Below are 12,439 nucleotides of genomic sequence, written 5' to 3' on the forward strand. Positions count from 1 at the left end.
CTAGCGTTAGGAGGAATCCCGCATGGAGAAGGCTTTATCAAACCGCTGGGTATTGGCATTGTTTCTGCTGCCCGGCTTGACCTTATTTTCTGTTTTCTTTTTATATCCTATCTGCCGAACGGTCTTCTTTAGTTTGCATGAATGGGATGGCATACAACCGATGAAATTTATCGGGTTCGACAACTATGTCAAAATGTTTACCAGTGACCCCAATTTCTATCCAGCTGTGCAAAACGGCTTTGTCTTCGTGCTGTTCTCTCTGATCTTTCAGTTGCCTGCTGCTTTTATTCTGGCCATGCTCGTATCTCGTAAAATCAAGGGCAGCAAATGGTTTCGTAATGTGTACTTTTTCCCGGTCATTATGTCCACTACAATGGTTAGCTTGCTCTGGAGCAAAATATACGATCCTGCCATCGGGCTGCTTAATGCTTTCTTGCGCTCCATTGGGCTAGAATCAATGACCCAGCTATGGCTGGGAGATACGAAGACCTCCTTGCTGTCAGTGGTTTTCGTTCTTGTTTGGCAATTTATCGGTTATCACATGCTTATTATGTTCGCGGGTATTCAGAGCATACCTGATCATATTTATGAGGCTGCCCGGTTGGATGGAGCAACAGGCTGGAAGTCCGTTCGACACATTACGCTCCCCCTTCTGTCCGATGTGCTGAAGGTGGATGTCGTATTGGCGGTTGTCGGCTCATTGAAGGTATTCGAGCAAGTCTATGTCATGACCGGAGGCGGGCCGGACAACAGTTCGACTGTTGTTGCTGTACGGATGTTTCAGGAGGCCTTCCTGAAAATGAACTTTGGTTATGGCAGTACGCTGGCTGTTTATCTGGTCGTACAATGTCTGCTGATCTCCTGGGTGATTAACAAGTTGATGTCGAGAAATACAGTGTATTCGTAGAGGAGTGGCACCAATGCAAAAACAATTAGCAAGCAATCATCCCTTACACCTTCCTGAGCAGCCGTCAAAAATGATTCGTCCAAAAAGTTTGAAAAAAATAGGGCTATACGCTTTTATGTCTGTCATCGGCCTGCTGCAGCTCATTCCTCTGGTATGGCTGGTGCTTATCTCATTCAAGAACAATAAAGAAATTCAGAGCAATTCCGCCTTCAGTCTACCCGAGACCTGGCAATTTCAAAATTATGTGGACGCCTGGGTCCAAGGAGAGATTGGCGATTATTTCTTTAACAGCGTAATTGTCACAACTATCACTGTAATCGTTGTACTTATGCTCGGCTCCATGATGGCCTATGCCTTGACTCGAATGAGATTCAGGTGGAGCGGACTATTGTCCATCATCATTTTGTCAGGGGTTATGGTTCCAGTCCATGCGACACTAGTACCGTTATTTACGCTGCTTAGAGACCTTGGTTTGTTGAAATCTCAGCTTGCGATAATATTGCCGTATATAACGGTTAATATACCCATTGCGATTTTCATATTGTCGAGTTTTCTGCGTGGACTTCCCAAGGAGCTTGAGGAGGCGGCGTTCATCGATGGATATGGCGTTATCCGCGCCTTCTTCCATGTCGTTCTGCCATTGCTGAGACCGGCTTTAGCATCCGTAGGAATCTTTGTTTTTCTCAACGTATGGAATGAACTGCTGATGGCCGTAACGTTTATTCAGAAATCCTCACTTCGTACTCTGCCTCTAGGACTCATGAACTTCAGCGGCGAATACAGCGTAGAGTGGGGGCCGTTATGTGCGGCAATGTTTATTTCAACGATTCCGCTAGTCATTATCTATTTATTTTTCAGTGAACAATTAGAAAAGAGCTTCACCGCCGGGTCTATCCTGAAATAAGTTTTTCTCCTCTCTCTGATGCTGGCTGGTATAATGGGGACATTCTCTAGCATCTAAGGAGTCGACTGACGGAGGGATATTCATGAATGGGATCAGAAAACTACACAATATGGGAATTCGCAGCAAGATGCTGATCATCAATCTATTGGTTATTTTTCCTAGTGTCCTGCTGTTGACTATTACGCTGTATCATATGACCAAGCAGCAGGCGGTAGAAAGAGCGGCAAGCAGCTCTCAATACAAGGTTTCGCTTATATCGAATACGATTAGCACCTTATTTAACGATATTGAGAACTATTCCAAGCTCGCCATTGTGAACAAGACCTATCAGTCGGTTCTGAAAAGCAACAGAATGGCCCAGTGGCATGAGATTGAAAATATCCAGCTGCTGTACGCCAGTCTCAATTCGCTTGTGGAGTCCAATCCCTATATTAATTCCGTTATAATTCAATCCATTAAGAGTGATAAGCTCTACTATTCAGAGAACTTGACCAATGTAGGGGCTAATGCAGCCGACCTGTATCCGAAGGAGCAGATGATAGCGGCTGCGGGTTCGCCTGTCTGGATTGAAACCTTTGAAAGCCCCTTCCTCGTTAACGCTGAAAAAGTAAATGTAATGGCGGTAGGCAGACGCATCATTGATATAGACGACGGCATGACCACCGGGTTTATTTTCATCAATATCGACGAGCGAAAGCTGTCCCAATTGTATGGTCGGGACGAGGAGCATCTCGACAGTAAAATGATGATAACCAATGCTGCCGGAACGATTATTTCCGCTAATGATCCAGAGCTGCTTCACAAATCAGTATACGATGAGGTATACGCGAACGAAGGGCGATTGATCATCTCATCGATGGAGATGGAGCAGAATGACTGGAAGATTGTATACGCTGTTCCTACTCAAACCCTTATGAAGGATCAATGGAAAATCACCCTGTTCATTGTTGGTTTTGGCGTCGCGGGGCTGCTGATTGCGTTCGCTCTTTCGGCTGTATTTTCCCGTTGGATTACCAGACCCATTATCCAACTGAGCCGAACGATAAAAGCGGTAAGCGAAGGCAATCTGGATGCGCGGGCTGTCGTATCGAATAATGATGAGATTGGCAGGGTGGCACACAAATTTAATGAAATGATTGGGCAAATTCAAGATCTGCTGCAGACGATCAATCAAGAGGGGCGCCAAAAAAGGCTGCTTGGACTGCGTCTGTTATATTCACAGATCAAGCCCCACTTTATGTACAATACACTCGAAATGGTCAGATCCATGGCACTCATGGTAAATGCGCGAGATGTCAGTCGGGTAGTGAAGGCGATGGGAGATTTCTATCGCACCTCGCTTAATAATGGGCAAGAGCTAATTCCTGTCTCTCAGGAGCGCAAGCATCTAGAAAGTTATCTTTATATTCAAAAGGTTCGTTACAGCTACATTGATTATCGCATTGAAATGGATGAAGCGATTGAGAGCTGCTGGATTGCCAATATGCTTCTGCAGCCGCTAGTTGAGAATGCGATTCAGCACGGTCTGAGGGATAAGCATGAAGGAGCTTTATGCTCGATTACGGGGAGGAAAACGGAGGAACACGGCAGGCAGCTGCTTATTTTCACCGTTAGAGATAACGGGAGCGGCATGAGCGCAGAGCAGCTGAACCGGATTTGGCTAGGCAAGGAAAAGGATGGGGAACATCATGACTTGGACAGCTTTGGCATCGGCAGCGTACAAGAGCGGATTCTCCTGCTTTATGGAGAGAATTATGGGCTCTCCATTACCTCGACCCTCGGAGAGGGTGTTCAAGCAGAATTGCGAGTTCCTCTTGCGGCCAGCAGGGGGGAGCTTGAGGAAAGGGGGGCGTCTCCGTTATGAAGAAGCAATTATATCAAGTTCTAATTGTAGATGATGAGTATTATTTCCGTCAGCTGCTTATACAATTAATCGATTGGGAAGCACTGGGCTTCCGCATTAAGCATGAGGCCGAGAACGGGACCCAAGCACTCAAGCTGGCGCGGCAGGAGAACTATGATCTCATTATCGCTGACATTAATATGCCCGGCATGTCTGGTCTGGACTTTGTCGAATCGCTGCGATCCGAGTATATAAATACCAAGATCATCTTTATTACAAGCTATGATGTTTTTGAGTACGCCCGTGCGGCTATCAGTTTTGGCGCTTCCTATTATCTGCTTAAACCTATTGACGAGGACGAGCTCACCAAGGCGCTGGCCGCTGTACATGATGAGCTGTGTGAGGAAAATGAGTTTTCACGATCGATGGGCGAATTAAAGCAGCAGCTTGATCAGACCAAGCCCATATTGAAGGACCACTTTATTAGGCAATTCCTGCTGCATGAGCCGACGGTTAGTTCAGAAACGCTAAGCGAGCAAGCTCGTTATTATGGACTTAATCTGGCGTTCTCTTCTTATGCGGTCATTATCGTGGAGCTCGACGAGCTCAATACCCGATTTGCCAAGGAACAGGAGCGGCAGCTTTGGCGGTTTGCCGTACAAAATATTGTGCAGGAAACGTTGGGATCTGCGGGCGTTGATTGCACATTTATTAATATAGAAAAAAATCAGATTGCCGTATTGGCAAGCCTGTCTGAACATAGTGATGCTGCGCTTTTCGACTTATGCGAGCAGTCACGTATTTTTATCGATCAGAAAATGCATCTATTCGTCACATTTGGGCTGGGACAAAGCTACGAGAGCATTAGCCAAGTTTACTTGTCCTATTCGGAAGCGCTGTACCTGCTCAAATATAAGTTCACACAAGGCGGCAATCAGGTCATTGCTTATGCTCAGGAGCATGCGGGGGCAGAGGACGCTGTTTTTTCGCTGCCGATCGCTCGCTCTGAGTGGTTGACCGCGCTCCGTCAGAAACAGCAGGATACCGTTACTGAGCTCATTCGGCGTGCTTGCGATCATCTAATGGAAAGCAGGGCGAGCAAGGAGATAGCCCAGTTTGTGCTGATGGAGTGTGTATCGCTAGGCAGCGCAGCTATTCTTGAACGGGGAGGTTCTCTCCCTCCGGACTGGCTAACGGAAAGGCATCCACTCTTCCGCCAAATGCATATTTTGGAGACGGTAGCTGCCTTGCAGCAATGGCTGGAGACATTTTTCCGAGAAATGGTGTTTGTGGAAATAGAGAAACAGCTTCCTCGCAGTAAAAATTCAGATATTGTGACCAAGGCGGTAGACTACGTAATTGCCAACTATTCCAACGAGAATGTTAATTTGCAGGAGGCTGCACGCAGCCTGGCGGTCAATCCGAGCTATTTGAGTCATATTTTCAAAAAAGAGAAGGGTCAATCCTTTACCGAATATTTGACCAATATTCGTCTGGATAAAGCCATTGAGCTGCTGAAGGGTGTATCCTCCGACGGATTGATGTCATTGAAGGTTGTTGATGTGTCCATGCAGGTTGGATATACCGACCCCTACTATTTCAGCAAATGCTTCAAGAAGAAGTTCGGTATTGTGCCTAGCAAAACGATAAGGGGTTAGAGTTTTATGTATAGGTGTATATAGTTTGTAACTATAATGTATATAGATTTAATATATTTAACTTATAAATGGCTCTATGCCATACTATCCCTAACCTAAAAGTTGGGAGATGATTTCATGAGTTCCAATCAAGTTTGGCAATCTGATCATTATGACCGCAATCTTGGATTTGTATCTGAATTGGGCAAGGATGTTGTTCGGCTTTTGAATCCGATGAAGGATGAAAAAATCTTTGATTTGGGCTGCGGAACCGGAGATTTGGCACATGAAATTAGTCAAGCTGGCGCACATGTTACAGGGATGGATTTATCAGAGGCAATGATCGAGCAGGCGCAGCACAAATATCCCAAAATCCAATTTTTTGTTGGTGATGGCGAACATTTCACCGTAAATTCTACGTTCGATGCCGTCTTTTCCAACGCAGCGCTGCATTGGATGAAGAACCCGGGGGCGGTACTGACAGGTGTATGGAATAGTTTAAGCCCTGGTGGCAGGTTTGTTGCAGAGTTTGGCGGGAAAGGAAATGTGGAAACGATCGTTCAGGCCATTGGCGAGGTGCTGCATGAGGAATTCGGCATGGATGCTGGCAAGCTGAATCCCTGGTATTTCCCAAGCATCGCCGAATACAGCGCATTGTTGGAACAGCAGGGCTTCCGCGTCACCTATGCGCTTCACTTTGATCGGCCAACAAAGATCAACGACAATGAGCAAGGCTTGGATCATTGGCTGAGGGGCTTCGCCGACAATTTCTTCAAGGCACTTTCTGAAGCGGAGCGGACTGCCGTTTGTTCGAAAATAGCTGCTAAAGCCCGCAACGAATTGTTTCATGATGGTTCATGGTACGCGGATTATAAACGATTAAGAGTGATGGCGATTAAACCGGAGTAGAGTGATTTTTCCCCGATGCATCAGTCTCGCCGATAAAGCTTGAGCTTGACGCAACGTCTGGTGATGCAATTAAAGTATCATGAGAAAACGATGCCGTAACTATGGCAGTAATGATTTCCAGTGCTATTGAATTTGCCAATTGTCCAAATTCAAAGGTGATACGAAGGATAAATTCAACCATTTGCAAAATGCGACTCGCGCCAAATCGGAAGTCGTCATCAAAGCGCTGCTGCTTCATTTGAAATTCATTAAATGAATAATTGCTAGGTTGTAAGCTGTATAGGGTGAACCCGGGTATCCGGGTTCACCCCTATTCGTTGTTTTTAGGCTGTGAACTTATGATTCGATCTGTGCTTGTAATGAATCACTTTCATGATGTTCAGGCAGCTTTTTTATAAACCAGCTTATTACCAAAACAAGGACGACGAGAATAAATTCGATCCAAAAAACCGTTTGCACACCGGCGACCATGCTCTGTGTCTTCTCCAGCATTGCAGTAGGATCGAGCGAATGGTGGAGATAACGATTGGCTCCAGACGACATGATGCCGACGAACAATGCGATGCCAATTCCCCCTGCAATCTGTTGGAGCGTGTTGTATATGGTTGTGCCATGGGGGACCAGGTGCCGCGGAAGTTGATTCAATCCTGCCGTCTGAGCCGGCATGACGACAAACGATATGCCTAAGAATAAGAGGACATGATTGAACAGAACGGAACCTCGCGTTGTATCACTGTCGATGCTGGCAAACAGCCACAACGCTATGGCGATCAAGAACAGTCCGGGCAAAATGACAAATCGCGGTCCGAATTTATCGAATAATTTCCCTGACACTGGCATCATCATGCCGTTCAAGATGCAACCTGGCATCAGAAGTAAACCTGTTGCGAAGGCTGTCAACTGCATCACATCCTGCAAATAGATTGGCAGCAATGTCGTTGTGGCAAATAGAACCATCATCAGGATTACAACCAATATTGCAACTAGAGAAAAAGTGGGATGCCGGAATACGGAAAGATCGAGCAACGGCTCTTTAATCCTGAGCTGCCGCCATACAAGCAAGAGCAAGAAGAGGCTTCCTATGGCAAGCAACCCGTAACCCTCAGGCTCGGCCCAGACACTGGTTTGGCTGAAGCCGTAGGTGACGCAACCGAAACCGACGGTTGACATCACAATGGATAAAAGATCGACCCTTGGCTTGGTCAGTTCTGTTACATTTTTCAAGTAAAAGCTTGCATAAATAATTGAAAACAGGGCGACAGGAATGACCATGTAGAACAGCCATCGCCAGTGAAAGGTATCGATGATCAACCCCGACAAAGCCGGCCCGATGACAGGGGCGACCATAATGACCAGCCCCATGAGACCCATGGCGGAACCCCGGCGTTCTGGAGGATAGAGGGCGAGAATCGTATTCATCATGAGTGGAACCAATAATCCTGTCCCGCAAGCCTGAACAACCCTGCCCATCAGCAACAATCCGAATCCCGGGGATACTGCACACAAGCAGGTGCCGGCTAAAAATAATGCCATCGCAGACATAAACATCTGACGTGTGGTGAACCATTGCTGCAATAATGCGGTCACTGGCACCAGTACGCCGATAACGAGCATATAGCCCGTCGATAACCACTGTATGGTCGCGGCAGCAACGTTGAATTCCCGCATCAATCCAGGAAGCGCGTTGGCAAGCAAATTTTCGTTAAGAAACGCAACAAATGCACCGATGAGCAGCGCGGTTAACATCGGTCCTCTCTTTATTCCACTTGCCTCTTGAACGCGTTTGTTCATCTTCTACCTCCCGAATATTCATTGTGTTATGTCCTTTCGTAATGCATGGACACCGATTCGCCAGTCTGGCGTGCAGATTATCCTACACCATCACTTTCTAACAAGGAATAGAAATTATCGCGGTCTTCATCATCGAATTTGCCCAGTGTCCCTACCCTGACAAATTCATGTCCACCATTCATGTCGATTTCCTCGCCATACTTATTGTAGAGCGCAATCATAGTGCCATCCCGATTCAACTCCATGTACCCGTAACAATCTGCTTCAGGCGCTTCATTGTAAAGGAGTGTAAATCTGATTTTTTCTACCCTGTTCATGTAACTCTTCCTTTCCTGTTCTTTGTGTGTAGATCCCTTATCTCCCTAATGACCTGAAGAAAATTTTACGTGAAAAAGGATGAAATGAAAAAAGCGATATCGCTCTTCATACTCGGAAATTCATTCCTATTTCAAAAGAATAAAGGGGGATTCCACGTTATGTCGCTCATTTGCAAATTATCTCTTGACGGGATGAGGTTTGGCGATTATGATAACGTGCCGATTAACTCAACAAAGTAAATCAATAAAAAGGCCGACTTTTCGAAGTGCCTCGGCACCGAATTGTCAGCCTGGATTAGCCCCAGCTATTGGATATTACTTGGTAACCATCTTCATCTGTAATAGAGACAACTTCTTTAGGCGGAACATTATCGGTAATACCTGAACAGTATATTGGGATCTTTTCGCCTGCGGAAAGCTCGTCCAACTTTGAAAATAACTTCATAAAATGTTTGAAGTTTATTCCATAATAGTTATCAACTGTACGATTGACCTTGCTGTCTGTAACTACAAGTAATAACGCAACCTCCCCGGAAGTCTTAGTATTGTCAACGGCTCCTACGGAAGCCGTTAAATTCTTAGCGAATGCTACAGATGGATTTCTTAATAAAGGTTTGTTGCTCTTGGCAAAACTATATTTTTGGAGCTGATGTAAAGGCTTTATCAATAAGAATTAGCATGGTAGAATAAACGTTTCTAACCATGTTGTCACAAGATGATTGAACAGCTTTAATCAGCAGCATGTCATTGTTTTCATAAAAGTAATCCCGTAGAAATCACATGAAGTGAGCCTCTTCGAACGAAACTTATATCTAAGTTAAGTATAGTCTACAAATATAATTCCTAAGGAGTCATGTCCATTGGCTGTACCCTTGAGTAAATTGACAAAAATACCCCGGATTCTAATCAAAACACCAACCCATCAACAAAGAATATTGAGAATGAATGGACTGTCTGCCATTGAATCTTGCACACGTACAGAAGGCGCCACTGGCACGTTGTTTCTAGAAGACCATATGCTCTTATTCGTAATGGAAGGGATGTATACCGTACGGTTTGGAACCGAGGTGCATACGGTGAACAAGCATGAAATGGTGCTGATCCATAAATCCATTGCGTTCCAATATGAAAAAAGCGGGGAACCGAACTTCGATTATGTACTCAACTATATGATGTTCTTCTTAAAAGACGAATTAATTAACGAGTTTATGAAACTAGCGGATTATACTCCTACTTCAGCATCTAGGACACCGGCTCCGGTATCTGTACATACGATTGATGATAGACTCTTCAGCTATCTGGAATCATTGAAACCGTATTTCAATGAACCGGAACGGATTAGAGATGGGTTGGTTAAGGTGAAGTTATTAGAATTATTATTTGGCATAGCCGATAGAAATGATATTTTCCTGTCTGAGCTTGCTCAGATTAAGCGCCAAGAACGAAAAAGCATCAAGGACGTCGTTGATGCGAATATCACAAATCCCGTAACCTTGCATGATCTCGCCTACTTATCTGGCCGAAGCCTATCCTCCTTCAAACGTGATTTTAAAGCGATCTATAATACTTCTCCGCTCCAGTGGATACGAAATCGCCGATTGGATAAAGCACAAGAAATGCTAATCCATTCGTCCTTATCCGTAACTGAAATTTGCTTCTCAACGGGTTTTGAGAACGTCTCACACTTCTCCAAAGTGTTTAAGATGAGATTTGGAATCCCACCTTCCGCACTCAAACAACCGCCAAAGTTCTGATGATCTTAACCTTGGGCTGAATGAACAACGGATTTGGACCTCCGAACAAAGTATAGTGTGTATTCATCTGGTACATTTATACATGTCAACCAGACGAAGTCTAGTCCTATAAAATCCAAGGAGGAAAAAACATGCCTGACTCTAACCTTCGGCAGGATTCTGCTGCCAACCCTATCGCGTCACTGAAAGGTCATCATATCGCCATCCGTGTGCCAGACTACGAGGCTGCAAAGAGCTGGTACGTGGAGAAGCTGGGCTTCCGTGTCATTCAAGAATGGCCGTTTGGAGACTTGCACCTTGCTTATGTCGCTCCGCCCCATGACGACTCCTTTTACTTTGAGATTATTGGAGACGGAGAGGTAAATGACGCTCCCATTTACCATGATATTAACAGCAGTATGTATAAAGCCGGTCACCATCACCTCTGCATGACCGTGAACGACGTGGATGAAGCGATTGCGTATTTGGATTCAAAAGGGGTCACCATCATCGGGGTGCCCTTTAACTTGGAGGCCATCCATCGCCGCCTCGCATTTTTCACCGATCCGTGGGGGAATTTTTTCGAATTGGCTCAGGTGATAGATTAATAAATCCAGATGATTCATCTCTTTTCAAGTATTATCCTCATACGAAAAGAAACGATTGTGCATGCTCGCAGAAAACCCACCCTGGCTATTTAGTCTAAAGGTGGGTTTTCTGCGAGCATAGAGGTGCTTTCACTGCTAGCGAATGGGTCTGCCTGCTGCGGCAGCCTCAGCAGTATCATGTCTAACCCCATCAATCAGCCCGCTGACCTGTTCAGCCGCATGCTGAGTCTGTTCGGCGAGCTTGCGCACCTCTGAGGCAACGACAGTGAAGCCTTTTCCTTGTTCACCGACCATAATGAATTTCCATAGGTGGACAAAAAAACTGCAAAAAGCGCAGGTTTCGGGCTAATTCCGCCTTAAAACCTGCGCTTTTTTCGTAAAATGAATTCTGCCGAGCTCAATGGGGATGTTCACCGCAGATTAAAACCCTTTCGGGACAACCCCTTCACAATGAGCCTCTATTTTACTGGAGACTATTTAACTACTGCTTCAGCTGGAGCTATAGAAGGAACAGGAATGGGTTCCGCAACGGCTGGTTGATTATCACTAGCTGCCGCAGATGGAGCAGTGAAAGGAACAAGAGCGGGCTCTGTTACGGCTGCTTGACTTTCACTAGCCTCGTCAACTGGAGCGACAGAAGGAACAGGAATGGGTTCCGTAACGGCTGGTTGATTATCACTAGCTGTCTCAGATGGAGCGATAGAAGGCACCGGTTCCGCTGATGAGTTGGCCGTGTGGTTTTCGGCGTTGGCCATTTTATCCTCAGCTACCTTGGGCGTATTGCCTGATGCCCATACCGCAGCGGATGTGCTGATTACAGCTACCGCAAATACCGCTGTAATGGATAGAAAAATGGTTTTTTTGCTCAGGTTCTTAACATTTAGCATCAGAATTAATCTCCTTTTTAATTGTTTTCCGTCACCGGATAAAGAGGCGCCGAGCTGTACGGGAATATTTATTGATTCTGCTATTACGTTTAAAAGGGTTTGCCCGTAACGTATGCGCTCGGCATGGGACATGCCTTTGACCACCTCTTCATCGCAGGACAGCTCGCTCCATGTATGAATGTCCTTACGAAGGATATGAACCAAAGGATTAAACCAATGTAAAGCGCTGGCTCCTAGCGTAAAAGCTTTAACCCATATATCCTTGCGTTTCAGATGAATCAGCTCATGACGGATAATCATGCTCATGTCTACGTTTGTGGTACTACCCATAGGGAGATAAATGACAGGCTTCCAAAGCCCAACAAGAATGGGACTCTGAATGGAGGAGCTATAAGCAAGCCGGACCTTGCTTTTAAGTTCAAGAGCCTGCTTAATCAGGTAAAGCTGGTTAACCGCCTCGCTGTTTAATGGGACGGCAGTACTCGTATTTGCCAGTTGCTTTAAAAATCTGCGGTAACAATACGTTTGCCAAGCTGCAAAAGCTACAACTCCGATTGCCCATATGGCTATTACAAAAAAGGCTGCATTTGTTGAAATCGTCCATTCCGGAAAGAGCGGCTCAGGCTTGAAGCTCAATAATGCTCCGGGCTGGGCATGCTGTACGATCGAAGCAGATTCATTCATGCTGGAATCGTTTGGCGTACGGAATGGGATCATTCGCGAAATCCACTGAATAATAAGAACGACGGGGAATAAATACAATCCTACCGCCATTTTGTTAATCACGTACCGCCACTTCGTAGGCCAAATCTCGGTGGATAGGCGCTGTGACAACCAAATACAAGCGACAACGACATTTCCAGCTACGGTCAGAGTAAACATCAATGTGAAAATGGTATCCAT

At 45.6% G+C, this 12,439-nt stretch carries 13 protein-coding genes; 7 read left to right on the plus strand and 6 right to left on the minus strand.

Annotation, left to right across the window (positions count from 1 at the left end; translation table 11 throughout):
• Positions 1–22: 22 nt before the first annotated feature.
• From AC50Y5_RS30475 to AC50Y5_RS30495, 5 genes are all read left to right on the plus strand, one after another.
• A complete protein-coding gene (locus tag AC50Y5_RS30475) occupies positions 23–907 on the plus strand; it encodes a carbohydrate ABC transporter permease (RefSeq protein ID WP_056031606.1) in 885 nt (294 codons plus the stop codon).
• Between the two features lie 13 nt (positions 908–920).
• Positions 921–1,811 carry a carbohydrate ABC transporter permease gene (locus tag AC50Y5_RS30480; protein ID WP_235533073.1) on the plus strand — a complete coding sequence of 297 codons (891 nt, stop codon included), beginning with the start codon at positions 921–923 and terminating at the stop codon, positions 1,809–1,811.
• Positions 1,812–1,893: 82 nt separating this feature from the next.
• Positions 1,894–3,675: a cache domain-containing sensor histidine kinase gene (locus tag AC50Y5_RS30485; RefSeq protein ID WP_494865284.1), complete on the plus strand. Its 1,782-nt coding sequence runs from the start codon at positions 1,894–1,896 to the stop codon at positions 3,673–3,675.
• Positions 3,672–5,312: a response regulator gene (locus AC50Y5_RS30490; RefSeq protein ID WP_494865286.1), complete on the plus strand. Its 1,641-nt coding sequence runs from the start codon at positions 3,672–3,674 to the stop codon at positions 5,310–5,312. Before AC50Y5_RS30485 ends, AC50Y5_RS30490 begins: the two co-directional genes overlap by 4 nt.
• A gap of 117 nt (positions 5,313–5,429) precedes the next feature.
• Complete coding sequence (locus AC50Y5_RS30495) at positions 5,430–6,200, plus strand: class I SAM-dependent methyltransferase (RefSeq protein WP_494865288.1); 771 nt, start codon at positions 5,430–5,432, stop codon at positions 6,198–6,200.
• On the opposite strand, the gene AC50Y5_RS30500 is transcribed toward AC50Y5_RS30495, so the two are convergent.
• The 4 genes from AC50Y5_RS30500 to AC50Y5_RS30515 all read right to left on the minus strand — a co-directional run bounded on the left by AC50Y5_RS30500 (position 6,187) and on the right by AC50Y5_RS30515 (position 8,975).
• Entirely contained in the window at positions 6,187–6,438 is a 252-nt protein-coding gene (locus tag AC50Y5_RS30500; protein ID WP_494865293.1) for a hypothetical protein, read from the minus strand. The two genes, AC50Y5_RS30495 and AC50Y5_RS30500, sit on opposite strands and share 14 nt — an antisense overlap.
• 98 nt (positions 6,439–6,536) lie before the next feature.
• Positions 6,537–7,991 carry an MDR family MFS transporter gene (locus AC50Y5_RS30505; protein WP_494865299.1) on the minus strand — a complete coding sequence of 485 codons (1,455 nt, stop codon included), beginning with the start codon at positions 7,989–7,991 and terminating at the stop codon, positions 6,537–6,539.
• Between the two features lie 77 nt (positions 7,992–8,068).
• Positions 8,069–8,308 (minus strand): hypothetical protein, encoded by a 240-nt coding sequence (locus AC50Y5_RS30510; protein WP_056031589.1) that lies wholly within the window; start codon positions 8,306–8,308, stop codon positions 8,069–8,071.
• A gap of 295 nt (positions 8,309–8,603) precedes the next feature.
• The gene (locus tag AC50Y5_RS30515) at positions 8,604–8,975 is read right to left on the minus strand and encodes a hypothetical protein (protein WP_494865302.1); all 372 of its coding nucleotides are present in this window, start codon (positions 8,973–8,975) and stop codon (positions 8,604–8,606) included.
• Positions 8,976–9,168: 193 nt separating this feature from the next.
• Here AC50Y5_RS30515 and AC50Y5_RS30520 point away from each other — a divergent pair, with 193 nt between their 5' ends.
• On the plus strand, positions 9,169–10,062 hold the full coding sequence (locus AC50Y5_RS30520; protein ID WP_494865303.1) for a helix-turn-helix domain-containing protein: 894 nt from the start codon (positions 9,169–9,171) through the stop codon (positions 10,060–10,062).
• A gap of 131 nt (positions 10,063–10,193) precedes the next feature.
• Entirely contained in the window at positions 10,194–10,649 is a 456-nt protein-coding gene (locus AC50Y5_RS30525; RefSeq protein WP_494865305.1) for a VOC family protein, read from the plus strand.
• Positions 10,650–10,784: 135 nt separating this feature from the next.
• Here AC50Y5_RS30525 and AC50Y5_RS30530 read toward each other — a convergent pair whose 3' ends face one another.
• Together AC50Y5_RS30530 and AC50Y5_RS30535 are read right to left on the minus strand one after the other, a co-directional pair.
• Entirely contained in the window at positions 10,785–10,943 is a 159-nt protein-coding gene (locus AC50Y5_RS30530) for a methyl-accepting chemotaxis protein (RefSeq protein WP_494865307.1), read from the minus strand.
• A 179-nt stretch (positions 10,944–11,122) separates the two neighbouring features.
• Positions 11,123–12,439 carry a M56 family metallopeptidase gene (locus AC50Y5_RS30535; protein ID WP_494865309.1) on the minus strand — a complete coding sequence of 439 codons (1,317 nt, stop codon included), beginning with the start codon at positions 12,437–12,439 and terminating at the stop codon, positions 11,123–11,125.

It is taken from the genome of Paenibacillus sp. JT22N7 (assembly GCF_059383875.1).

Bases quoted from the DNA above. Each gene is read 5' to 3' on its own strand.
- AC50Y5_RS30475 (WP_056031606.1), top strand. From the start codon at position 23: ATGGAGAAGGCTTTATCAAACCGCTGGGTATTGGCATTGTTTCTGCTG.
- AC50Y5_RS30480 (WP_235533073.1), top strand. From the start codon at position 921: ATGCAAAAACAATTAGCAAGCAATCATCCCTTACACCTTCCTGAGCAG.
- AC50Y5_RS30485 (WP_494865284.1), top strand. From the start codon at position 1,894: ATGAATGGGATCAGAAAACTACACAATATGGGAATTCGCAGCAAGATG.
- AC50Y5_RS30490 (WP_494865286.1), top strand. From the start codon at position 3,672: ATGAAGAAGCAATTATATCAAGTTCTAATTGTAGATGATGAGTATTAT.
- AC50Y5_RS30495 (WP_494865288.1), top strand. From the start codon at position 5,430: ATGAGTTCCAATCAAGTTTGGCAATCTGATCATTATGACCGCAATCTT.
- AC50Y5_RS30500 (WP_494865293.1), bottom strand. From the start codon at position 6,438: ATGAAGCAGCAGCGCTTTGATGACGACTTCCGATTTGGCGCGAGTCGC.
- AC50Y5_RS30505 (WP_494865299.1), bottom strand. From the start codon at position 7,991: ATGAACAAACGCGTTCAAGAGGCAAGTGGAATAAAGAGAGGACCGATG.
- AC50Y5_RS30510 (WP_056031589.1), bottom strand. From the start codon at position 8,308: ATGAACAGGGTAGAAAAAATCAGATTTACACTCCTTTACAATGAAGCG.
- AC50Y5_RS30525 (WP_494865305.1), top strand. From the start codon at position 10,194: ATGCCTGACTCTAACCTTCGGCAGGATTCTGCTGCCAACCCTATCGCG.
- AC50Y5_RS30530 (WP_494865307.1), bottom strand. From the start codon at position 10,943: ATGGTCGGTGAACAAGGAAAAGGCTTCACTGTCGTTGCCTCAGAGGTG.
- AC50Y5_RS30535 (WP_494865309.1), bottom strand. From the start codon at position 12,439: ATGGATACCATTTTCACATTGATGTTTACTCTGACCGTAGCTGGAAAT.